The sequence below is a fragment of the Nitratireductor sp. WH36-1 genome, assembly GCF_058725515.1.
Window position 1 is genome coordinate 24,187 of record NZ_JBZXDP010000002.1, and the last position, 22,199, is coordinate 46,385.

At 61.9% G+C, this 22,199-nt stretch carries 21 protein-coding genes; 3 read left to right on the top strand and 18 right to left on the bottom strand.

The features are described 5' to 3' along the window. Positions 1-66: 66 nt before the first annotated feature. From AC4PTT_RS19285 to AC4PTT_RS19315, 7 genes are all read right to left on the bottom strand, one after another. Positions 67-945, bottom strand: a complete 879-nt coding sequence (locus tag AC4PTT_RS19285; RefSeq protein ID WP_492162774.1) for an HpcH/HpaI aldolase/citrate lyase family protein — start codon at positions 943-945, stop codon at positions 67-69. Continuing rightward, positions 942-2,183, bottom strand: a complete 1,242-nt coding sequence (locus tag AC4PTT_RS19290; protein WP_206553140.1) for a CaiB/BaiF CoA transferase family protein — start codon at positions 2,181-2,183, stop codon at positions 942-944. Before AC4PTT_RS19290 ends, AC4PTT_RS19285 begins: the two co-directional genes overlap by 4 nt. Before the next feature lie 19 nt (positions 2,184-2,202). Next, the gene (locus AC4PTT_RS19295) at positions 2,203-3,708 is read right to left on the bottom strand and encodes a tripartite tricarboxylate transporter permease (protein ID WP_113156952.1); all 1,506 of its coding nucleotides are present in this window, start codon (positions 3,706-3,708) and stop codon (positions 2,203-2,205) included. Between the two features lie 22 nt (positions 3,709-3,730). Continuing rightward, positions 3,731-4,177 carry a tripartite tricarboxylate transporter TctB family protein gene (locus AC4PTT_RS19300; protein WP_283800751.1) on the bottom strand — a complete coding sequence of 149 codons (447 nt, stop codon included), beginning with the start codon at positions 4,175-4,177 and terminating at the stop codon, positions 3,731-3,733. Between the two features lie 17 nt (positions 4,178-4,194). Continuing rightward, positions 4,195-5,145: a tripartite tricarboxylate transporter substrate binding protein gene (locus AC4PTT_RS19305; protein WP_492162925.1), complete on the bottom strand. Its 951-nt coding sequence runs from the start codon at positions 5,143-5,145 to the stop codon at positions 4,195-4,197. A 75-nt stretch (positions 5,146-5,220) separates the two neighbouring features. After that, a complete protein-coding gene (locus AC4PTT_RS19310) occupies positions 5,221-5,982 on the bottom strand; it encodes an IclR family transcriptional regulator (RefSeq protein ID WP_162742442.1) in 762 nt (253 codons plus the stop codon). 252 nt (positions 5,983-6,234) lie between these two features. After that, positions 6,235-8,181 (bottom strand): alkyl/aryl-sulfatase, encoded by a 1,947-nt coding sequence (locus AC4PTT_RS19315; protein WP_283800749.1) that lies wholly within the window; start codon positions 8,179-8,181, stop codon positions 6,235-6,237. A gap of 208 nt (positions 8,182-8,389) precedes the next feature. On the opposite strand from AC4PTT_RS19315, the gene AC4PTT_RS19320 reads away from it, so the two are divergent. Further along, positions 8,390-9,358, top strand: a complete 969-nt coding sequence (locus tag AC4PTT_RS19320) for an AraC family transcriptional regulator (RefSeq protein WP_283800748.1) — start codon at positions 8,390-8,392, stop codon at positions 9,356-9,358. Positions 9,359-9,430: 72 nt separating this feature from the next. On the opposite strand, the gene AC4PTT_RS19325 is transcribed toward AC4PTT_RS19320, so the two are convergent. The 11 genes from AC4PTT_RS19325 to AC4PTT_RS19375 form a co-directional block, all read right to left on the bottom strand. Further along, entirely contained in the window at positions 9,431-10,489 is a 1,059-nt protein-coding gene (locus AC4PTT_RS19325) for a TRAP transporter substrate-binding protein (RefSeq protein WP_113156946.1), read from the bottom strand. Between the two features lie 25 nt (positions 10,490-10,514). After that, positions 10,515-12,065 (bottom strand): TRAP transporter large permease, encoded by a 1,551-nt coding sequence (locus AC4PTT_RS19330; RefSeq protein ID WP_283800747.1) that lies wholly within the window; start codon positions 12,063-12,065, stop codon positions 10,515-10,517. Further along, positions 12,062-12,574: a TRAP transporter small permease subunit gene (locus AC4PTT_RS19335; RefSeq protein ID WP_224873329.1), complete on the bottom strand. Its 513-nt coding sequence runs from the start codon at positions 12,572-12,574 to the stop codon at positions 12,062-12,064. Before AC4PTT_RS19335 ends, AC4PTT_RS19330 begins: the two co-directional genes overlap by 4 nt. Positions 12,575-12,803: 229 nt before the next feature. Beyond that, a complete protein-coding gene (locus tag AC4PTT_RS19340) occupies positions 12,804-13,127 on the bottom strand; it encodes a hypothetical protein (RefSeq protein ID WP_113156944.1) in 324 nt (107 codons plus the stop codon). 19 nt (positions 13,128-13,146) lie between these two features. Further along, positions 13,147-13,842: an orotate phosphoribosyltransferase gene (locus AC4PTT_RS19345; protein WP_492162775.1), complete on the bottom strand. Its 696-nt coding sequence runs from the start codon at positions 13,840-13,842 to the stop codon at positions 13,147-13,149. Between the two features lie 101 nt (positions 13,843-13,943). Further along, on the bottom strand, positions 13,944-15,239 hold the full coding sequence (locus AC4PTT_RS19350) for a Zn-dependent hydrolase (RefSeq protein WP_492162776.1): 1,296 nt from the start codon (positions 15,237-15,239) through the stop codon (positions 13,944-13,946). Continuing rightward, positions 15,236-16,180, bottom strand: coding sequence for a dihydroorotate dehydrogenase (locus tag AC4PTT_RS19355; RefSeq protein ID WP_113156941.1), 945 nt, complete (start codon positions 16,178-16,180; stop codon positions 15,236-15,238). Before AC4PTT_RS19355 ends, AC4PTT_RS19350 begins: the two co-directional genes overlap by 4 nt. Next, positions 16,174-16,992, bottom strand: a complete 819-nt coding sequence (locus AC4PTT_RS19360; RefSeq protein ID WP_113156940.1) for a dihydroorotate dehydrogenase electron transfer subunit — start codon at positions 16,990-16,992, stop codon at positions 16,174-16,176. Before AC4PTT_RS19360 ends, AC4PTT_RS19355 begins: the two co-directional genes overlap by 7 nt. A 26-nt stretch (positions 16,993-17,018) precedes the next feature. Then, the gene (locus tag AC4PTT_RS19365) at positions 17,019-18,305 is read right to left on the bottom strand and encodes a TRAP transporter large permease (RefSeq protein WP_297558933.1); all 1,287 of its coding nucleotides are present in this window, start codon (positions 18,303-18,305) and stop codon (positions 17,019-17,021) included. Beyond that, positions 18,305-18,802 carry a TRAP transporter small permease gene (locus AC4PTT_RS19370; RefSeq protein WP_420507558.1) on the bottom strand — a complete coding sequence of 166 codons (498 nt, stop codon included), beginning with the start codon at positions 18,800-18,802 and terminating at the stop codon, positions 18,305-18,307. Before AC4PTT_RS19370 ends, AC4PTT_RS19365 begins: the two co-directional genes overlap by 1 nt. A 191-nt stretch (positions 18,803-18,993) precedes the next feature. Beyond that, positions 18,994-20,019, bottom strand: a complete 1,026-nt coding sequence (locus tag AC4PTT_RS19375) for a TRAP transporter substrate-binding protein (RefSeq protein WP_492162777.1) — start codon at positions 20,017-20,019, stop codon at positions 18,994-18,996. A gap of 210 nt (positions 20,020-20,229) precedes the next feature. On the opposite strand from AC4PTT_RS19375, the gene AC4PTT_RS19380 reads away from it, so the two are divergent. Further along, the gene (locus AC4PTT_RS19380) at positions 20,230-21,123 is read left to right on the top strand and encodes a helix-turn-helix domain-containing protein (protein WP_492162778.1); all 894 of its coding nucleotides are present in this window, start codon (positions 20,230-20,232) and stop codon (positions 21,121-21,123) included. A 212-nt stretch (positions 21,124-21,335) separates the two neighbouring features. Beyond that, complete coding sequence (locus AC4PTT_RS19385) at positions 21,336-22,184, top strand: phosphodiesterase (protein WP_162742440.1); 849 nt, start codon at positions 21,336-21,338, stop codon at positions 22,182-22,184. Positions 22,185-22,199: the final 15 nt, after the last annotated feature.

The window sequence follows — 22,199 nt, forward strand, 5'->3', positions numbered from 1 at the left end:
GTGACACATTTCCGTCGCCGTGTCACTGCGGCGAATGCGGCATCCATGCAGGACGCCGCAACTGGCTCAATTCCCGGGCCGAGACGCGAGAATGTCGCGTGCGCGATCCAGCATCGGCTTGTCGATCATGCGCCCGTCGAGCGTGGCGGCTCCCCTGCCCTGTGCGTGGGCCTCTTCCATCGCTGCGATGACGCGCTTTGCCCAATCTGTTTCCTCTTCCGATGGCAGGAATGCCGCGTTGAGAGGCGCGACGGCTGCCGGATGCACGCAGGTTGCGCCGCGAAAGCCGAAGGCCCGCGCCCGGCGAGCCACTGCCGAAAGATGCTCCGCATCACCATAATTGGCGACACTGTCCAGAAGCCCCAGAGGCGCGATGCCGGCTGCATGCGCGGCAAAGACGATCTGCTGGCGCGGCGCGAGCAGCGCCTCTGGCGTCGGCTGCATGCCGGTGGCTGTGGCGAAATCCTCACTGCCGAGGATCATGCCGCAAAGGCGTGGATCGGCCCGCGCAATGTCATGCACGTTTTCAAGGCCGCGCGGGGTCTCGATCATCGCCACTAGAGCGATTTCATCGGCCGGCAGGCCGCGCTCGGCCTCAAGATCGAACAGCATCTCGGAGATGAGACGCAGTTTTTCCGCAGCTTCGCATTTGGGCACGAAGATGCCGCGCAGACCGGGCTGAACCACGGCTTCAAGATCCGGCACGGCAAGCCGCAGGCCGCCATTGATGCGCACCAGAAGATCCGATGGCCCCGCGGCGAGGGTCGGCAGCGCCGCCGCTGTCATCGTGCGGGCGGCGGCCTTTTCGTGATCGGGGACGCTGTCTTCCAGATCGAGCACAACCGCATCGGCTCCACGGGTCTGGGCCTTGCCGATGAAACGCTCATTGTTGCCCGGCACATAGAGAAGCGAGCGCCAGCGTGGCTGGTTTGCTGTCTGCCTCATGCATCTGCTCCGTCGTTGATGACGCCGGCGGTGACGAAGCCATCTACTTCGGCATCGGAGAACGCGGCCGCGCGCAGGATTTCGCGCGAGTGTGCGCCCAGCGCAGGGGCCGGACCGCGCAGGGTGCCCGGCGTTTCGGAAAGGCGCGGCGTGGGCGCATGCATGGGCACGCTTCCGTGCTCTTCATCCGGTGCAGCGACATAGATGCCGCGTTCGATGAAATGACGGTCGGCGCAGATGTCCGCCACGTCGTAAAGCGGCGCGGCGGTGATGCCGTCTTTCTCGAAAATCTCCAGAACCTCGGCGCGGCTGCGCGCCCCGATCCACCCACCGACAATTGCGTCGACCTCATGCCGGCGCGAAACCCGCTGCTCGTTGGTGGCGTAGCGCGGGTCGGTGATCATGTCTTCGCGCCCGATGCTGCGGAACAGGCGCTCGGCGGTTTTTTGAATGGACGCGGAAATGGCGATGAAGTGCCCGTCGCTCGTCTTGTAGACATTGCGCGGGCTCGACGTGTTGGACCCATTGCCGACACGCTGTTTGGGCTTGCCGGTGATCTGGTAGTCGAGCGGCTCCGGCCCAAGCACGGAAACCATCGCATCAAGCAGCGACAGGTCGATCACCTGGCCATGCCCGTCGCGGTCACGCGCGCGCAGCGCCATCATCACGGCATTGGCCCCGTAGAGGCCGGAAATCATGTCTGCGAGCGCCAGCGGCGGCAGCAGCGGATCGCCCCCTTCCTCGCCATTGCGGTGTGCAAAGCCGGACATGCCCTCGACCAGCGTTCCGAAACCGGGACGCGGGCTGTAGGGGCCGCTCTGGCCAAAACCGGAAACCCTGAGCAGAACCAGTCCCGGGAACTCGCGCTTGAGCACATCCGGCCCGAGCCCCATCTTTTCCAGCGTGCCCGGCCGGAAGCTCTCGATCATCACATCGGCGCGGGCGATGAGCCGGCGCAGAAGATCCAGCGCGCCTTCCTTGCGAAAATCAAGCGCGATGCTCTTCTTGTTGCGGCCATAGACCTTCCAGAAAGTGGCATGGCCGCCCTGCTTCCACGCCCGCAGGGGATCGCCTGCGGGAAGCGGTTCCACCTTGATGACCTCGGCCCCGAAATCGGCCATCTGAAGCGAGGTCATGTTGCCCGCCACGAGACGCGACAGGTCAAGCACAACGATCCCGCTCAGTGGACCTTTTGCATCGGGCGTGAAATCGACGGGTTTCCAGGCACGGTCGGCCATAGTCTTCCTTCTTGTAGTCTCAGGCGCGCGCCGCAGGTTCGCGGCGCTTCATGAAGCGTTTCGTCGCCATGCCCAGTCCGCCAAGGACGACCATGGCAATGATGATTCCGAGCGAGATGGGCCGGTCGATGAAGATCGCCCAGTCACCTTGCCCCAGCATGATCGACTGGCGGAAATAGTTTTCCGCGAGCGGAGCAAGGACAACCGCCAGAATGAACGGGCCGGTGGGATAATCCGCCTTTTTCATCAGATATCCGAGCACGCCGAACACCAGCGCGACCCATATGTTGAACGTGCTGTAGGCAAGCGAGAACGCACCCACGACACAAAGGGCTATGACGACGCTCGCCAGATGCCCCTGCACGGAACGCAGAAGATTCACGAAGACGGGAATCAACAGCACATTCGAGAAGAGCAGGAAGATGTTCGCCAGCACAAGACCTGCGATCATCGCCCAGACCACGTCTCCAGACTTGATCATGAGAAGCGGGCCGGGCTGCATGCCGAACATGATGAGCGCGCCAAGCATGATGGCCGTGCCGCCGGAGCCGGGAATGCCGAGCGTGATAAGCGGGATCAGCGAACCGGGAACCGAAGCATTGTTGGAGGCTTCCGGTCCGGCGAGACCTGCAATTGCGCCCTTGCCGAACTCTTCCGGCTTGCGCGAAATGCGCCGCTCCAGGGCATATTCGAGGAAGGTCGCGACAGTTGCGCCGGCGCCCGGCAGGATGCCGATGACGGTGCCGAGGATCGAGCCGCGCACGGTTGCGCCGCCGCTCTCCTTGATGGCGGATGCCGGCGGGATGTATTCGCGGATGTTGAAGCTCGGCTTGCCGAGATCGATGCGCACGCGCTTTTCGAGATTGTAGAAGACTTCGCCAAGGCCGTAGAGGCCGATGATGATGGCGACGAAGTCGATGCCCTCGATCAGCTCCGGCGTGAAGGCGAAGCGGATATGGCCGGAAATGTAGTCACTGCCGAAGGTGGAGACCAGAACGCCGACACAGGCCATCAGCAGGGCTTTCACCATGTTGTCGCCGGCCAGCAGAATGATCGTACTGAGCCCCAGCAGCATGAGCAGGAAATATTCCGGTGCGCCCAGATAGATCGCGTAGGACGAGACCACCGGCGCGAAGAAGATCAGAACGGCCAGGCCGAAGAAACCGCCGATGAAGGACGAGAACGCCGACAGGCCGAGCGCCAGACCGCCCTGCCCGCGCAGCATCATCGGATAGCCTTCCATGGCGGTGATGATGGCGGGTGCGTCGCCCGGCGTGTTGATGAGGATCGAGGTGATGCGGCCGCCATACATGGTGCCCATGTAGACGCCGGTGAGCAGGCACAGGCCCGAAGCGTGCGGCATGCCGAAGGTCAGCGGCAGCATGAGCGCGATGCCTGCCGACGGCCCCAGCCCCGGCAGCGCGCCGACCACCGTGCCGATCATGCCGGCAAGGAAAATCAGCAGAATGTTGTAGACGGTCAGAACTTCCGAAAAACCGCCCGCGAGTTGAGTGAGTGCGTCCATTGGAGAGCGACTTTCAGGAAGACTATTGAAGCGGGATTTTCAGCCAGAGGCTGAAGATCGTGTAGATGACGGCCAGAATGGCGGCGCTGACCAGACAGGACTTTACGAAGCCATGCCCGTTGAAGCGCCACGACAGGATGATCATCAGCACGCCAAGCGGCGCAAGAATGCTGCCCCAGCTCATGGCGTAGATCGCGCCCGCCAGAAGAACGATAACGGCGGCCACCGGGAGCGCCGAAGAGAGATCTTCGATGACGGCGCTGCCGTCCGCACCGGGCTTGCGCCCGGCCATGAAAGCCTTGACGGCGAGGATGCCAATCAGACCCAGAACGACAAGTGCGATGTTGAGCGGGATATACCCCGGCCCGAAGCTCTGCTCCGAGCCGTAAGGCATATCCAGACTGCTTATGAGGAGGACTCCCGAAAAGACGGCGAGACCCGCAAGCAGGACGATTTCCGACAGTTTCATGAGCCCTCTCCAGTCACTTATTTAATGATGCCGAGCTCGGTGAGCGTCTCGCGATAGACGCCCTGGGTCTCTTCGAGATAGGCCTCGAATTCATCACCGGTGATGAAACCCTCAACCACGGAGTTCGGGTCGAGATAGCCGGACTTCCAGGCAGCGCTGTCGTTCAGCTCGGTCATCTTCTCGATGAGATAGGCCTTTGCTTCATCGCTGATGTCAGCCGGAGCGGTGACGCCGCGATAGAGGCTGAGCGTGATGTCGATGTCCTGCTCCTTGAAGGTCGGAACATCGGGAAGCGCGTCGATGCGCTCTTCCGTGCTGATGGCCAGCGCGTTGAACTTGCCTGCCTCGATGAAGTCGCGGGCCGTGCCCGGATTGGTGACGATGAAGTCGAGCTGGTTGCTCAGCAGTGCTGCAACCACATCGCCATCGCCCTGGAACGGCACGAAGTTGACCTTCTTGCCGGTCTGCTTCTGGAACTGGATGGCGACGATGTGCTCGATGCTTCCCGTGGCCGTGCCGCCAACGTTCAGAACCTTGTCGGCCTTGAGCAGATCGTCGATTGACTTGTAGGGACCAGCCGCGTTGACGACGAGCAGCTCGGGGTCGATGCCCAGACGCGCAATCGGCGTGAAATCGGAAAAGTCGAGGCCGATGTTGGAGGTGAGCGGCGTGGTGATGTGCGAGGAGGTCACCGACATGAGGTAGTGACCGTCACCGGCGCGCGAGTTCAGGTAGCCCATGGCCACGGCGGAGCTGCCGCCCGGCTTGTTGATCACGTTGATCGGCGTCTCGATGATGCCCTCTTCCTGCATGATCTTGGCCATGGAGCGCAGCATGGTGTCGTGACCGCCGCCCGGACCATAACCGGCGACGAACTCGATTCCGCGCTCGGGGAATTCCTGCGCGCTGGCCGGAGCGGCCTGTGCTGCAGCGAGCACGGCGGCAGCCATACCCATGGATTTAAGCATATGTTTCACGTCGTTTCCTCCTGATGATCGTCTGGTTGAGTGATGTTGGAACCGCATTGCGTGCGGATCGGGTGGCTACCGGGCCGGCAGCCTGTGGCGAAAGGCGGTCAGCGCGGCGGTGGCCTGCGCTGCGCTTTCGCAGGTCACGGCAATGACCTGATCGATGTTTGCGGCCATGCGGTCGGCGGGGCCGGCAATGTTGAGTGCGGCGCGCACACATCCGTCTGCATCAAGAACGGGAGCCGCAACGCCCGCAGCACCCTCGACCACGCCACGCAGATTGACGGCATGGCCGGCCGCGCGCGCGTCCTCCACCTTTGAGAGAATGGCTTCGCGTAGATCCGGATTGCCGGCTTCTTCAGCCGCACGCGTCGCATACGCGGCAAGCCGGTCGGCGGAAAGGCCGGCCAGAAGCACGATGCCGCTCGTGACCTGATGCGCCCTGCGCGACACGGTGATGTCGCGGTCATATCTGATCTCGCGCTCGGGCATGAGCTTGGAGATGTAACGAACGCGGTCGTCTTCATCGAGCACGGCGAGAAAGCCGGATTCGCCCGCCTCGCGCACTGCCGTGTGCAGAACCGCATCGGTGAGGCGCGCAAGTGTGCCCCATGCCTGATGCGCGTCATCCGGCTCGCCGGGAAGACGGCAAAGACGATAGCGGCCGTCATCCTCGCGGGCGGCATAGCCAAGATCGACCAGCATGCGCAAAAGGCCGAGCGCGCTGCTCTTGGGAAGCTCCAGTGCAGCGACGGCGTCGGAGAACGAGACCGCGCCTTCCTGACGGGCCATCCATTCCAACAAAAGCAAAATGCGCTCAGCGCCGCGACCACTCACCTGGCTACCTCCTCCTCGGCCTCCGCTAGTTCAGTATGCTGAACTAGTTCTTTATTTAGAACAGTTATTTGGTAGAGACTATTGGCGGCGGCGTCAAGCCGGCAAAGAAGAGGGCCGGCAAGTGACTGGAAAGCATCGGCTTTTGCGTGTTTTGACCGTGGATAAGGTTCAGGCGACAAACAGCACGCCCAAACGAAAACAGCCGCAGACCGGATTAGCGGTCTGCGGCTGCATGGCGTCGATCAGTCTGAATCAGCGTACGACGAGCTTGATCGGATCGGCGCTCGGCGGGTCGAGATAGCCGAAGAAGCGCTCGATGGCCTTCTCGTCGCCCTCAATGGTCAGCGAGCCTTCGGCCAGTGCATCGGCAAGCGTGGTCTGCTCCAGAAGAATGTCATCCAGAAGCGCCTTGGTCGCGACGATGGTGGCGTCGGTTTTCTCCGGGCTTTTAGGATGGAAGACCGCCACGCCCCTGCGGATTTCAAGCGCGCTGTCGTCCTGGATATCCGTGAACCGGAACCCGATGGTCATGTGCGCGTCTGCCGCCTTTTCGGGATCGAGCCGCACCCGAACGGACTCGATGATGGCGTCGGGCGAAAGCGCCTTGATGATGTCGGGAGCGGCGAAGTTCCAGATGCGCGAATAGTCGAGCTTGTCTTCCAGCTCCAGAGCACCGCCAAGCGCAAGGCCGCGCCAGTAGATATTGGGCTGCTGATAGGCCCATTCACGCATCGCCTCGGCTTTCATTGCACGGGCTTCCATGTCCTCGCCATCAACGCGGACGGCGTGGGTGAGAAGCTCCATCGACCAGCCATATTCGCCTTCATCGAGCGCCTTGCGGGCCTTCTCCATGATCGCGTCCCGGCCGCCGAGTGCCTCGACATAAAGCGCGGCCTTCTTTTCGAAGCCCGGCGTGGCGAGTTCGGTCGGATCTGCCTGATACCAGCCGAGATAGCCGCCATAGATGTTGCGCGTGCTGTGTGCGACAGTGCCGTAATACTCTCCAAGCCACGGATCGTTGGCCAGATGCTCCGGCAGGCGGATCGTGTCTGCCAGTTCCTCCCGCGTGTAGCCCATGTTCATGAGCCGTACGGTCTGGTCGTGCACATACTGGATCGCGTCGCGATAATTGGTGATGCGCTCGACAATGAACTCGTTGCCGACCCACGGACGCATGTGGGAGCCGGAATAGCTGTCTGCCTCACGCGCATACTCGAGCAGCCGGTCGACGCCCGTATACCACTCCACCGGATCGCGGAACTTGGTGCCGCGCAGCGTGTAGATATTGGGGAAGGACTCGCCCTGGATCGTTTCCGATCCGTGCAGGTGCTTCATCTCCGGGAACCAGACGCCGATTTCATCCTCGGCATCGCCATAGGCGTGGAACATGACCATCCGCACACCGGCGATTGTCACGTCCAGCATTTCGTCAAACGTGTCCGTCGGCTGTAAAAGTGACACCGGGCCGGAATCGAATGTGGGCCCAAGCGCCTGATGCACACGGCCTTCCGGGCCGACATCGAGCAGCGTGCTGGCGAGCGCGGTGCGGATCGACAGGATCGGACCGACCACGCTTGCGTCATTGACCAGATATTCCATGAAGCTGTCATGGGCGTAGATCTTCACCTTGCCAGACTTCACGTCCTCTTCGGTCACGCCGAGACCCTTGGAGCCGAACGGGTGATCGGGATGACGGTGCGTGTAGACGATGGCCTTGATGGGTTTGTCGGTTAAGCTGCGGAACTCCTCCATGACCAGCGCGCCGAAATCGTCATTCTCGCCCGGATCGATGATGATGACGCCGTCATCGCCAACCACCATCGTGGTGCTGGTGATGCCGTAGCCAACGGCCACATAGACCTTGTCCTTGACCGGCATATAGATGCCGCGCTGCATCTGCCGGGCAAACGCGGTCTGTTCGGGATGGATCGTGTCCGAGGCTTCCGTGAAGGCGAGATTGTCGCCGCGATCGAGCACAATGGGCGCGAGATTGGGCTTGAAAGCCTCATAGCCCGCCATCAGGCGCTCGACTTCGGCCTCGTCCGCCATCGCATCGGATACCAGTCGAACATCGCCCGCCTGCGCCAGAAAGAGCGCACAGGCAGCGCCGGCAAGCAGAGACAATGTCTTGTTTCGATGTGGTTTGAGATGTGTCGTTTCAAGCCGGCGCACGACCGGCTTTGCGGATGTCTTTTGCATGCTTCTTCTCCCCAAACAGGAACCGCTGGCGGTTGCCGCAGTCCAAATGCCTGTACGCAGACCGCGCTCGGCGCTACCATGAGAGGTCTTGTGCAAAACCACTCACGGGCACGGGGCGCGGAAACCGTTCAGCCATGGCGTTTGAGTATTTCGAAACTTAGCCAGCCTGCTACGTAATTTCCGACAAGTTTTCGGGGAGGAAAACTTTGTGAGCGAGCGCGCAGGAACCGGCTTTTTCTCCACGGAGGAACCCAGCCTCTACGAGGCGGCAATCCGCCCGTGGAACCTGACCGTCGAGCCGCTGGAGGCCGGCCCGTTCGGCTGCGACATCGCGTTTCTGAAGCTCGACGGCATCGCCATCTACCGGGATCAGTACCATACGGACATGCGGCTGCGCGGCACGACACCGCCCGACGCTCTTGCGCTCGCCCTGCCGCTTGCGGGTCTGTGCGACAAGTCGGCCTTCTGGGGGCGAACGCTGTGCAAACACAACCTTCACCACAGCTTCTATCGAGAGCTGGACAGCACCACGGCTGCCGGCCACGACCAGATCGTCATCCTGATTGGTACGGATGAACGCTATGCGCCGGAATTCGCCGATCTCTGGGATCATTTCGACGCCTGCAAGAACGGTCGCCCCATTCACCTGACGGACCGGCAGGCCGGCGCCCTGCGGCGGGTCTGTCTTGATGCGCTGCACACGGGCGAAGGAGAACCAGACAGAGCGTTCGGCGACATGCTGCGTGCCGATTTGGTCGGTGCGATCAAGCCGCTCGTTCTCGACGCCTGCCGGCAGGAACAGGCCCGGCCGGACCGGCGCGGAAATTCGGCCATTGCCCGCATGTATGATTTTCTTGAAGCCTCCGACGAACCGCGCCTGACGGTTGCCGGACTTTGCAGGATGGCCGGCATTCACGAACGCACGCTGGAGCGCGCGGTACGGGCGAAATTCGACTGCACCGTCCACGCCCTGCTCCGCCGCCGCCGGTTGCACGAGGCGCGGCGCATGCTTCTCTTTGCCGATGCCTTTACAAACAACGTGACGCGGATTTCGCACGAACTCGGCTTTTATGATGGCGGGCGCTTTGCCCGCGATTATGCCGCCCTCTTCGGCGAACTGCCTTCGCAGACATTGCGCCAGAACGCGATAGAGACCGTCACGCCCCTCCTGGTCTGAACGAAAAACGCCGCGCCTCCCATGGGATGGTTCCCGGGGAAGCGCGGCGCGTCTTTTAACGTGCCCGGATTATCAGCGACGCTGGAGAAGCGGCATGTTCATGGCGTTGGCGTATTTCACGCTCTCGGCCAGGAAGCCGTCATAGCTCTCGCGCACGCGGGCAACGTCTTCGCTTTGCGCCGTCAGCTCTTCGCGCACTTCTTCCCATGCGCCCTTGAGGCCTTCGGCCACATCGTCCGGCACATCGCGGAAGATGACGCCATCGGCCTCCAGCGACGCCATGGCGCGCGCATTGTGATAATCGAACTGGGCAAGCGCCTCCTGGCTGGCGGCAAGGGCCGCAGCCTCGCAGATTGCCTGCAGATCGGGTGAAAGCTCGGCCCAGGCATCCTTGTTGAAGACGATGGCAAGCGCTGCACTCGGCTCGTTGTAAGCCGGCAGGTAGCAGTTCTTGGTGATCTTCTGCAGGCCGAAAGCCTGATCGAGGAACGGACCGACCCACTCGGCCGCATCGAGCGCACCGGACTGAAGCGCCTGGAAGATTTCCGGCGGGGGCATCAGAACCGCGTTGACGCCAAGCTTGCGATACATCTCGCCGCCGAGGCCGGCAATGCGCATGTTGAGGCCCTTGAGGTCGTCCAGCGAATTGATCTCGGACTTGAACCAGCCGGCGCTCTGCGTGTTGGAATTGCCGGAATAGAGCGGCTTCAGATTGCGCTGGGCGTAGATGTCGTCCCAGATCTCCTGACCGCCGCCATAGCGCAGCCATGCGTAATGCTCGGCAGCCGTCATGCCGAACGGCACGGCGGTGAACCAGTGCAGGGCCGGGTTTTTGCCGGCTGCATAGTAGGGCGGGTTATGGCCGACGGGTGCCTTGCCCTGCTGTACGGCATCCTCGACGCCGAAGGGCGGAACGAGCTCGCCGCCGCCGAAAACCTTGAAGCTCAGCCGGCCATCGGACATGGCGGCGACCTTCTCGGCGAAGTTGGTGACATTGGTGCCAACGCCCGGTGCGTTCTTGGGGAAGCTGGTGGGCAGGTTCCACTCGATCTTGCCCTGCGCAATGGCTGGCGTGGCGAGTGCTGCGGCCGTTGCGCCCGCGCCTGCTGTGAGAAATGTTCTGCGTTTCATGTCGGGGTTTCCTCCTGAACAACGACTATCTGAAGAGCATGTCCGGCAGCCATGTAACCACAGCCGGGAACGTGATGAGAAGCGCCAGAGCGATCAACTGAATGGCCACGAACGGGATTACCGAGCGGTAGATCTCCATGGTCGTGATGCTGCGCGGCGCAACGGAACGATAATAGAAGAGCGCGAAGCCAAAGGGCGGCGTCAGGAACGAGGTCTGCAGGTTCATTGCAAGCAGGACCGCAAACCAGACCGGAGAGAAATCCGTGGCCAGAATGGGCGCTCCCAAAAGCGGCACGACAATGTAGATGATCTCCACGGCTTCCAGAATGAAGCCAAGGAAGAACACGACCACCATGACGAGGGCGAGTGCGCCCCATTTGCCGCCCGGAACCTGCTCCAGAAATCCGGCCACCAGCTCGTCACCGCCGAACCCGCGGAACACAAGCGACAGCATGGAGGCAGCGATGACGATGCCGAACACCATGCCGGAGATGCGCAGCGTATCGATGACGGCGGGCACGAGAACATCGGTTCTGAAAAGCCGCCAGCCGGCAAAGAAAACGCCAAAGCCGATCAACGCGCTGGCCAGAAGACCGAGCAGACCGGCTGGCGCGCCAAGGGTTGCTGGCGGCAGAAGGCCGGTTGCGCGCAGCACGACGAGCACGCCGCCGGCGATAACCGCGGCAATGATGAGCAGACGCCCCGCCGGCCCGATTTCACCGCGCGTGAAGGCGGCAAGAAGGATCGTGCCAATCGCCCCCAGCCCGGCTGCCTCCGTGGTGGTGGCGACACCGCCGAGAATGGAGCCCAGAACGGCAACGATCAGAAGCAGCGGCGGCAGGAAGGTGCCGAGAATGCGGTTCAGCGGAACCGGCTTGCGCTCATCCTTTGCAACGGCTTTCTGCGCGCCGCGCAGCGTGAAGAGAATGTAGAGCCCGTAAAGCCCGACAAGCAGCAGGCCTGGCACCAGCGCACCGGCGAAGAGATCACCGACGGACACGGCGTCAGGCGCGAAATTGCCCGCCTTCTGCTGCGCTTCCAGATAGGTGTTGCCGATCTGGTCGCCGAGCAGAACCAGCAGGATCGAGGGCGGGATGATCTGGCCGAGCGTGCCGCTGGCGCAGATGATGCCGCTCGACACGCGCGGCGAAACGCCGGCCTGAAGCATGGCGGGAAGGCTGACAAGCCCGAGCATGACCACGGTTGCGCCGACAATGCCCGTGGAAGCTGCGATCAGCGCGCTGAAAAGCAGCACGGAAAGGGCAAGCCCGCGGGGCGATGCGCCGAGCATGTCGCGCAGGACCTCAAGCATGCGTTCGGCGAGCTGCGAACGCTCCAGCACCACGCCCATCAGAATGAAAAGCGGCACGGCCATCAGAAGCGTGTTGCTCATCACACCCCAGACACGGCTGGGGAAGAAATCCAGGAAAGACAGGTCGAACGCGCCAAAGAAGCTGGCGATGACCGCCACGACGAAGGGCACGCCGGCAATGGCCAGCATGGCGGGAATGCCGCTCAGAATACCGGCGAAGAGCCCGACCAGCATCAGGCATAGAAACAGTTCCGAAAGGGTCATAGGCTTGGCTCGCCGTCGGCAGTGTGGTCGGCGCGCGGCTCAAGCACCATGGCGATGCCCTGCAGAATCATCATGGCAGCGCCCAGGGGCAGCGCCGTCTTCACGATGAAGAGGCCGGGCAGACCGCCGGTTTCCACGGACGCCTCGCGGATTGACCAAGAATAGGCGAGATCCGCCCAGTCGGCCCAGATGATGAGGCCGAACACCGGAACGAGAAACAGAAACACCGCCACTGCATCTGCAATGCGCGCATAGGCGGGTGAAAGGTTCTCGGAAAGCACCTCGACGCGCACATGGCCGCCCCGGCGCAGGCAAACCGGCACGGAGAAGATCAGAAGCACGGCGAAGGCGTAGGAAGCGAAGTCCTGCAGTTCGATGAAACCAATGCCAAAACCATAGCGCATCACGACGATGGCAAGCACGCTTGCCGTCAGGGCCAGGCAGGCAAGCACGCAAAATGCCGTCGCCAGCCGGTCCAGCCCGGCGCAGAACCTTAAATACAAATGCAAAACCGGCTCCCATCCGAATTCCGGCGCGAAGCTAGCGCATGCGCCATGGAAAGGAAATGTCTATTCGCCCATGGTTGGGTACGCGATCACAGGGGATCGGCGAGGCCGCATGTGAGCGCGCACCGGGAGCGAGAAGGCTTTCGGGCCTTTTACAGGCGCCCACAACGAAAACACTCGCCGGAGAGGACCGGCGAGCGGATCGCATTCATGGACTTGAACGACTGTGCGCTTAGCTCTTGATCGTCGCGGCAAGCCGCGCGGAGGCCTTGTTCAGCGCTGCGAACTTCTCATCGTCAGAGCCGTCCTTATAGGCTGCATCGAGCGTGTTCACGATTTCGGAGAACAGCTCAAGCTCCTCGTCGGCAGCCGTCATGGTGAGCGGCTGGTCGTCATAGGCCTCGACGAAGCGCTGGGCGGCATAGGCGATCAGCAGGAGGGCGGCCGCATTTTCCGGCTCGCTGGTGATCCGCTGATGAGCCTTGACCGCGCAGCCTTCATAGGCACGAACGCTTCCGCCCTGCTCGTTCAGATCCTTCAAAAACGTATCAAACATGATCCAAGTCCTTTGGCATTTACTGCGGCAGTTCTGAAATGCCGCCGTGGTTCGCCGACCATACGGTCGGCGCATTCAGGAAGCTCTCGACCTCAGCGATCGTTTCCGGCGAAAAACGGTTTTCTTCCTTGCAGACGGCGAGCACATCCCACCACGTGGCGAGATGATGCAACCGCATGCCGGCGGCTTCAAGCCGCTTCGGCGTGTCTGGGAAGATGTCGTAGTAGAAAACGGCGAATGTGTCGGTGACCCGTGCGCCGGTGCGCGCGACCGCTTCGGCAAACTTGATCTTGCTGCCGCCGTCGGTGGTCAGATCCTCGACCAGAAGAACACGCGCGCCTTCGCTCAATGCGCCCTCGATCTGCGCATCGCGGCCAAAGCCTTTCGGCTTCTTGCGCACATACTGCATGGGAAGGCCCATCCGCTCGGAGAGCCACGCGGCAAAGGGAATGCCGGCCGTCTCGCCGCCCGCTATCGCGTCGAACTGCTCGAAGCCGACATTGCGGAAGATGATCGAGGCCGCGAAATCCATGATTGCGGCGCGAACGCGCGGATAGGAAATCAGCTTGCGGCAGTCGAGATAGACCGGACTTGCAAGACCAGACGTGAACGTGAACGGCTGTTCGGCGCGAAAATGCACCGCCTCGATCTCCAGAAGCATGCGGGCGACCATCTGCGAAATGGCGGACTGGTCCGGGAAGGTGTTGGAGAACATGTCGTGGTCCTGTTCGTTGATCGGGCCTTTTCGCTAACAGCTATCTCCTGCCTGAGCCAGCCCGGCAATGCAGGGATTCGTTTCTGAAAGAAACCGCACAGTCACTCCGCCCCCGCAAGGAAAGCAAAGAGAATATCCACGCCGGCAAGGAAATCCTCGATCTCCATCGCTTCCTGGGGATTGTGGGAACCATTGCGGTTGCGCACGAACACCATGGCGGAAGGAACGCCGGCGGCGGCGAACACGGCAGCGTCGTGCCCGCCGCCGCTCGGCATGACGAAAGGCTCCTGTCCGACCTGGCGCATGGCCTCTTCAAGGCCTGCGACGAGCCCCTTGTCGCACAGCGCCGGCTCGACACGAAGCTCTTCGCCCAGCTCGAAGCGGACCCGCCGGTCGCGCTCGATCTCGCGTATTTCGCTGGTCAGAAGCTTGCGCATCTCATCCAGCGTTTCGGGCTTCTGGCTGCGCATGTCGAGGCTGAAGGACACGCTGTCGGGAATGCGCGACATGGCGTGTTTTTCGGGATCTGTCGCCACGATGCCGCTCGTCAGTACCAGATCGTCGCCCTTGTTGAGGATCGTCGTCCAGCTCTCGTCGAGCCGCACCAGAAGATCCGCCATGGCGAGAACGGGATCGCGCCGATAGGCCTTGGGCACCGCGCCGGAATGACCGGCCTCACCGTAGCAGGTGATGGAGCGGTAGCGGATATTGCCGCGAATGCCGGAAACGGCGGCTGCGGGGATGTTCTTGCCAATCAGCAGCGGCCCCTGCTCGATGTGCAGTTCGAGATAGGCCTCGATGCGGCTGACATCCATCAGCGGCTTGCCCGCGCGAATGTCTTCGACCGGCAGGCCGATATCGGCCATATGCGCTTCCAGCGTACGGCCGTCGCCCTTGTGCCGCGCTTCGATTTCAGGCGTTGCGAGTGTGCCGGTCAGCGCCTTCGAGCCGATATAGCACGGACCAAACCAGGCGCTTTCCTCGCCGCGCATGGCAAGCACATGCACCGGCCCTGCAAAGCGGCGGCCTTCGCGCCGGGCGCGGATCAGGCAGACGAGACCCGCGACAACGCCGGCCAGTCCGTCGAAATTGCCGCCGAAGGGGACGCTGTCCACATGCGAGCCGACGACGATGAAACGCTCCGCGTCGCGGTCTTCGGGCAGCGAGAACCGGGCATTGCAGCCCGCGTCGTACCAGACTTCGAGCCCCTCTGCGCGCGCCACAGTCTCAAGATATTCGAGCGTCTTGGTCTCGATCTCGGAGAAGGCCGGACGGCTGACGCCTTCGACATCGGGCGACATGTGCGCGATGTCGCCGAACAGACGCTCTGCAAGCGCACGGTCGGTCGCATGGGCGATCGCATGGCCGGGGGCGAAAGAGGCGGGCTGGGCGTTCATGGCGCTGCTTCCATGAAGACAACGGCCTCGTCCTGTTCGCCGTCGATCACGGACCCGACCAGTTCCCGCACGGAGGAGAGCCCCTGCCCTGCGAGCCAGTCTTCCAGCCCGTCGATCAGCGAGATCATCGCCGTGGGATGAATGAAGGTTGCGGTGCCGACCTGCACGGCGGATGCGCCGGCGATCAGATATTCGATCACGTCTTCAATGGTGGAGATACCACCGCAGCCGATGACCGGGATATTGGTCGCGCGGGCGCATTGATAGGCCATGCGAAGCGCAATGGGTTTCAGGCTCGGGCCGGACAGGCCGCCCATGAGATTGCCAAGCTTGGGCCGCCGCGTGTTGATGTCGATGGCCATGGACAGGATGGTGTTGGCCACCACCAGCGCATCGGCGCCGCCCTCTTCCGCAGCGCGCGCCACTTCGGACGTTTCGCCCGTGTTGGGCGTGAGCTTGGCCCAGAGCGGCAGGTCCGTCGCCGCGCGCAGCTTGCGCATCACGTCATGCGTGGAGGACGGACGAATGGCAAACGCCTTGCCGTCTTCCTCGATGTTCGGGCACGAGATGTTGACCTCGATGGCCGCGACGCCGGGAACGCTGACCTCGGAACACAGGGTGGCGAATTCATCGGCCGTGTTGCCGGAAATGGAGACGACGAGCGGCGTCTCGTAATGGGCGTAGAACGGCACGACTTTTTCAAGAAACGCGCCAACACCCTTGCTCGGAATGCCGATGGAATTGAGCATCGAACCGTTCACCTCGCAGACGCGCGGCGTCGGATTGCCGTCGCGCCAGCCACGGGTGATGGTCTTGGTCACATGCGCGCCAAGCCGGTCCAGATCGAACACCTCCGCGAGATCTTCGGAGAAGGTGCCGGATGCCGGCATGATCGGGTTCTTGAGTTTGAGCCCGCCAATATCGACAGAAAGATCTACCATGCGATCGCCTCCATCATGTCGAAGACAGGGCCTTCGCGACACACTCTGAGATGCACCTGCCGGTCGCCGCGATTGAACGGGCGTACGCAGCAATGGCACATGCCAATGCCGCAGGCCATTTGCTGCTCAAGCGCGATCTGACCGGGAATGCCATGACGTTCGCCGATGGTCTGCAAAAGCCGGAGCATGCGGTTGGAGCCGCAGGTGTAGAACGCGTCGGCGCGGCCTGCCGCGACCAGCCCCTCGATAACCTGTTCCAGATTGCCCAGATCCGACGTGCCTTCCGCGTCGGTCAGGGTGATGACGTCTGCGCCCAGTGAGGCGAAATAGTCCGTCGACATCAGATAGTCGGGGTGGCGGGCACTGCAGATCGCAGTGAGCTTCCGGCCAAGCCGATTGGCCTCCAGCGCAAGCGGAGCAAGCGTTGCGAGCCCCACGCCGCGCGCTACCAGAACCAGGTTCTGCCAGTCGTCGGCAATGGTGAAGGGCTCGCCAAGCGGCCCGAGGACATTGAGCCTGTCGCCGAGCGCCAGCGTGGCCAGCGCGCGGGTGCCGGCGCCTGTGACCTTGTAGAGAAAATGCAGCTCTCCCTGATCGGGATAGAAGCCGTAAATGCTCATCGGGCGGCGCAGATAAGGCGTCTCGCCGCCCGCCTGCGGGCACAGGAGGTGAAAGAACTGGCCGGCACGGCAGCGCGCAAGAAGATCCTGCGGAGCGGCGAGCACCAGACGGCGATACTCGCCATTGACCGGGTCGTTGCTCTTCACGGAAAGCGGCAACTCGAATGCCTTGATCGACGGGACTGCGTCCATCGGCTCAATCCTTTCTGGAATCCCCGTCATCCGAACACCAGGTTCGGCAGGAAGGTGGAGATGTCCGGCACGTATGTGATGATCGCGAGCACGATGAGGTTCGCGATGATGAAGGGCCAGAGGCCGGAGATGATCGTGAGCACCGGTTTCGACAGGGTCGAAGACGCCACGAAAATATCGAGCCCGAAGGGCGGCGTGATCATGCCAATGGAAATGTTCAGCGTGACGATCATGCCGAAATGGACAGGATCGATGCCGAGCGCCATGGCCACCGGATAGAGCGGCGGAACCAGAATCAGAAGCGCCGAGTTCGGGTCGATGAACATGCCCGCAATCAGGAAGCTGATATTGACGATCAGCAGGAACACGATCGGCCCGGCCTGGATCGCTTCCAGAAAGCCCGTGATGGCCGCCGGCACCTGCGCCAGCGTGATGAAGTAGGACAGGAGGCCGCCCATCGCCAGCAGGATGAAGATGATCGCGGTGGAGATCGCGGCGCGTTCGGTGATTGCAACCAACTTGCGCCAGGTGAGCTCACGGAAGATCACGCCTTCAACGAAAATGGCGTAAACGACGCTGACGGCCGCCGCTTCTGTGGGCGTGAAATAACCGCTGTAAATGCCGCCCAGAATGATGATCGGCATGCCGAGCGCCCAGCCGGCGTCCCGGACAGCGATGACGCGTTCTTTCCAGCTTGTGCGCGGACCGCGCTCAACGCCGGAGCGTCGCGCTTCGAGCGCCGCCATGATGGCGAAAGCCAGACCGAGCACCAGACCCACGGCGAGACCGCCGACAAACAGCTTGGCAACGGAGGTGCCCGTCATCCAGCCATAGATGATGAAGGTGATGGACGGCGGAATGAGCAGCGCCGTCTCGGCACTGGAAACGATCAGGCCGAGCGAGAACTTGTCGCTGAAGCCGACCTTGCGCATTTCCGGGTAGACCATGCGCGCCATGGCCGCGACCGTGGCCGGTGCGGAACCGGAGACCGAGCCGAACGCCATGGAGCCGCCAATCGTGGTGTATCCCATGCCGCCGCGCAGATGACCGACCAGCACCTTGACGAGACCTGTCAGGCGGCGGGCGATCTGCCCCTCGCCCATCAACTCTGCAGCCAGAATGAAGAATGGAATGGCCAGAAGCGTCGTGTGATTGATGCCGCCCAGGATTTTCTGAATAACCACCGGATCAGGGAGGTTGCCGTAGAAGAATTCCTTGATCATGAGCGCCGGCACGCCCAGCACGAGAAACATCTCGAAACCGAGAACCAGCAGCATGACTGCGACGATGATGACGAGTGCGAAAAGGATCATTATTCCTCCGACGCCTGTCCGGCGAAACGATCGATGCAACCGAAGAGGCTGAGCACGAAGCGCAGCGCCATGAGCGCAAAACCGATGGTGGGCGCGAGATAAATCCAGAAGATCGGGATGTTCAGCGTCGGGCTCCGCTGGCCCATGTCGTAAACGAAGGCGGTCATCTGGTAGCCGACCCAGACAAGATAGATGCAGAACACGAAGCCGACCGCGTCGATGATCTTTCTGATCGGCAGGCCAGAGGCCCGCGCGATCCGGTCGCGCCAGGTGTGCACACCGGCGTGACGCCCTTTCTCAAGGGCAAGGCCGACCGTGAGAAAGACGAGGAAAAGGCTCATCAGCCGCACGGCTTCTTCAACCCAGGCGAACTCGGAGGCGAAAGTGCCGCCAACCTGGCGCGCCAGCACATTCATGAAGTAGAGCGCGACCATGACAAGGAAGATGGAGACCGCTGCTATGCGCTCGGCTGTTCTGATGATGGCAAGTGCTTTCAAGGTCTCATTCCTTCGAAAAAGGGAACCGCTGCCGGGCTCACGGGGAGCCCGACATATGAAAGTCAATGCTTTGGTTCGGTGAAAGGCCAGGGCATCGGACCGTAAGGCAAAAACCGTTTTCGGTCGTTCCGATGCCCCGCAACAAAGTGGATCGCCGGTGGCGCCCGAATGGGCGCGCGGCGTTCCCGTGCTTACTGCGCCGTGGCGGCCTCATATTCCTTCTCATAGATGGCGATCAGGTTCTCGCCCTCTTCACCGGCGCGCTCCACATAGGCTGCGCGCCCGGCCGGATACATCTTGTCACGGAACGCGGACTTCTCGTCGGCGCTCATCTCGCGGATTTCGATGCCCGATGCCTTGATCTCTTCAAGGGCTGTGGCAACGGCCTCAGCCTTGTGGGCGATCAGCTCCGGGATGACTTCGTTGAACGTGTCGACAATGGTCTGCTGATGCTCCGCCGGCAGGCTTGCCCACCAGGCCGGGTTGAACAGGATCACGTCTTCCATCGCGCCATGGTCGGACAGGACGAGGTGCTTCTGCACTTCGTAGAACTTCATGCGCTGGATGGTGTCGAGCGGGTTTTCCTCGCCATCGACAACACCGGTCTGAAGGGCGGTGTAAAGCTCGCCGAACGGCAGGGCGATCGCCGATGCGCCAAGCGAATTGAACTGCTCGATCAGGATGTTGGAATCCATGACGCGGAACTTTTGGCCGGCAAAGTCTTCAAGGCTTGCGAGCGGCTTGGAAGAGGTGAAATTCTTCTTGCCGTTCGGCCACAGGCCGATGCAGGTCACGCCGCGCGAATTGAACGATTCGCAAAGCGCCTCGCCAAACGCGCCGCCGCGGATCTTCTGTGCGGTCTCGTCATTGTCGGGAAGCAGGTACGGAATGTCCATGATCGAAACGGCGGGGTTGAAACCGCCGAGGAAGGCAGCCGGCGCGACGGTCGCCTCAAGCGTGCCGAGCTGGACGCCTTCGGTCATTTCGCGCTGCTGGCCGAGCTGGCCCTGCGGGAAGATCTGGAACTCGACCGCGCCATCGGTGCGCTCGTTCACGAGCTTGGCGACCTTGTCGAGGAACACGTGACGCGACTGCTGCGCCGATTCAAGATGACCGATCTTTGCAACGAAATCCGCCGCCCAGACGCCTGTCGCGAATGCCGCGCCAGCCACGCCCATAACGGTCGTTGCAGCCAGTTTACGAATGAGATGTTTCATTGTTCCGCCTCCATTGCTTTTTTGAAAAAGCAGCCTACGAGCCCAACCATAGCCTGTCAACGGAATTCTCAAAAATGAGACGAATGGAACTTTCGTCCAATTAATGAGCTTTCCGTGCTTATTTGAGCATGTCCGTTGACAAGCCGATACAGGGCACCCGATAACGGAAGGAGTTGAAACTTGCGAGAAAAAAGCGTGTCACAGGGCGACTTGATCAGATTCAGCGACATTGGCGCCCGCCTGCGCGCTTACCGCCTCGGCAAAGGGCTTGCTCCGGACGAACTGGCAGAGAAGCTCGGCATCTCGCGTGCCGCTCTCTACCGCGCCGAGAAAGGCGAAATTCGCAAGATCGAGATGCTGACCAGCATCGCCGACGAGCTCGGCGTATCGCTGCCCAGCCTGATGGGCGTCGGCGTGGAATATGTGTCGAGCGCCATTGCCTTCTTTGAGCGCATGCGCCAGCTCGAAGATGACTGCCAGCAGGTGATCGGCCTGTTCAGCCCTGTCTCCTATCTCCTGACGTCTGACGCCTATGACGATGCGTTGCAGGAAGTGCTGCGGGAATCCGTGCCGCCGGAGGTCGATCCGGAAGGCCGTTCCGGAGAGGTGGTGGATGCGCTGATCGACATTTTGCGGGCGCGAAAGAAGGCGTTTCGCCTGCGCCGCCCGCTGATCGTCAGCCTGATCGCCTCGGCAGATCTGGAAGGGTTTCTGCTTCACGGCCTGACCGGCCGGCACGATTTGCCGCCGGACGTGGTGAACAAGCGCCGCATGCAGGCGCGCCGCGAGGCCGAGTACATTCTGACCATGCTGCGCGAGCAGCCCATCGGCATCCAGATCGGCATCGTGCGCGAGCCGGTTCCGGCGACGAGTTTTCAGATCTTCCGCCAGCAGGACCGCTCGGTGCTGGCGATCAGCCCTTTCCGGCTGGGCGAACAGCCCAACATCCGCGTCGGGGTGGCGCTGATCACCTCCGCCCCGGAAGCCATGACGCTTCACGAGGATATCGCTGAAGGTCTTTGGGCTGATGCTCTTAAAGGCGACGAAGCGGCGAGTTATCTCGAAACCATGATCGAGAAATACGCGATCCCTGTGGACGCCTGAGGCGCGTCCAGCCTCCCCTCCGTGAATAAAGCCGACTGATTTTCAACAGCGCGCCCATGAAGAATGGGCGGGCAGCGACGCCTTGCGTGCGCCCTTCACATGCCTGTCGCCGAACTGCAAGAAATCTGTCAGCGGCGCGACACAGAGCGATGATACCCGGCTGCCAAGCGCCGATCAGGCTTCCTGTCATTTATCTCGCAAACGAGGCAGTCATGCTGAAATTCATCGTCATGAGCGATATCCACCTTTCGCCGGAAGGTGAGGCCACCAATGGCCTGGACACCACGAAGCGTCTTCAGGCCGCTATCGACAGCGCCAACACGAACCATGGCGACGCGGATTTCTGCATTTTCGCTGGCGATCTCGCCGACCGTGGCGAAGTCCCGGCATACGCCATTCTGGACCGCATGATCGACCAGCTGAAAATGCCGGTTGTCCTGACGCTCGGCAATCACGACCATCGCGACCGGTTCAAGGAAATCTTCGGCACGCTGCATGATGATGAGAACGGCCACATCCAGAAGGCCATCGACGTGAAAGGCTATCGCGTCATCGTCATCGATTCCAGCGAGCCGGAAATCGTCAGCGGCGTGCTCTGCGAACAGCGCCTTGCCTGGCTCGCCGCGCGACTGGAAGAAGCGCAGGATCGGCCGGTGATCATTGTCATGCATCACCATGCGAACGATCTTCACATGCCGGTCGACCAGATCAAGCTGCAGCAGTCCGAGGCGTTCCGCGACGTTTTGAAGACGCATCCCGATGTGCGTCAGGTGATCGCCGGCCATGTTCACCGCCCGACCACGGGCCTGTGGCACGGCATCCCGCTGACCACGATTTCGGGCAACCATTACGACGTCAACGCGCACCTGCCGGGTATGCCGGGCGAAGCGCTGCGCCTTGATGGCCCTGCACAATATGCCGTCGTGCTGGCCGATGAAAACAGCACGCTCGTGCACTTCCACGACTACATTCACCGTCATGCAGAGATGGCCGACGGCCTGTTCCGCCGGCGTCGCAAACATGCGGAAGAGACCGCAGAGCGCGAAAAAGTGGCTGGCTAAGCAAGTCTGCCCACA

Bases quoted from the DNA above. Each gene is read 5' to 3' on its own strand.
- AC4PTT_RS19285 (WP_492162774.1), bottom strand. From the start codon at position 945: ATGAGGCAGACAGCAAACCAGCCACGCTGGCGCTCGCTTCTCTATGTG.
- AC4PTT_RS19290 (WP_206553140.1), bottom strand. From the start codon at position 2,183: ATGGCCGACCGTGCCTGGAAACCCGTCGATTTCACGCCCGATGCAAAA.
- AC4PTT_RS19295 (WP_113156952.1), bottom strand. From the start codon at position 3,708: ATGGACGCACTCACTCAACTCGCGGGCGGTTTTTCGGAAGTTCTGACC.
- AC4PTT_RS19300 (WP_283800751.1), bottom strand. From the start codon at position 4,177: ATGAAACTGTCGGAAATCGTCCTGCTTGCGGGTCTCGCCGTCTTTTCG.
- AC4PTT_RS19305 (WP_492162925.1), bottom strand. From the start codon at position 5,145: ATGCTTAAATCCATGGGTATGGCTGCCGCCGTGCTCGCTGCAGCACAG.
- AC4PTT_RS19315 (WP_283800749.1), bottom strand. From the start codon at position 8,181: ATGCAAAAGACATCCGCAAAGCCGGTCGTGCGCCGGCTTGAAACGACA.
- AC4PTT_RS19325 (WP_113156946.1), bottom strand. From the start codon at position 10,489: ATGAAACGCAGAACATTTCTCACAGCAGGCGCGGGCGCAACGGCCGCA.
- AC4PTT_RS19330 (WP_283800747.1), bottom strand. From the start codon at position 12,065: ATGACCCTTTCGGAACTGTTTCTATGCCTGATGCTGGTCGGGCTCTTC.
- AC4PTT_RS19340 (WP_113156944.1), bottom strand. From the start codon at position 13,127: ATGTTTGATACGTTTTTGAAGGATCTGAACGAGCAGGGCGGAAGCGTT.
- AC4PTT_RS19345 (WP_492162775.1), bottom strand. From the start codon at position 13,842: ATGTTCTCCAACACCTTCCCGGACCAGTCCGCCATTTCGCAGATGGTC.
- AC4PTT_RS19350 (WP_492162776.1), bottom strand. From the start codon at position 15,239: ATGAACGCCCAGCCCGCCTCTTTCGCCCCCGGCCATGCGATCGCCCAT.
- AC4PTT_RS19355 (WP_113156941.1), bottom strand. From the start codon at position 16,180: ATGGTAGATCTTTCTGTCGATATTGGCGGGCTCAAACTCAAGAACCCG.
- AC4PTT_RS19360 (WP_113156940.1), bottom strand. From the start codon at position 16,992: ATGGACGCAGTCCCGTCGATCAAGGCATTCGAGTTGCCGCTTTCCGTG.
- AC4PTT_RS19365 (WP_297558933.1), bottom strand. From the start codon at position 18,305: ATGATCCTTTTCGCACTCGTCATCATCGTCGCAGTCATGCTGCTGGTT.
- AC4PTT_RS19375 (WP_492162777.1), bottom strand. From the start codon at position 20,019: ATGAAACATCTCATTCGTAAACTGGCTGCAACGACCGTTATGGGCGTG.
- AC4PTT_RS19385 (WP_162742440.1), top strand. From the start codon at position 21,336: ATGCTGAAATTCATCGTCATGAGCGATATCCACCTTTCGCCGGAAGGT.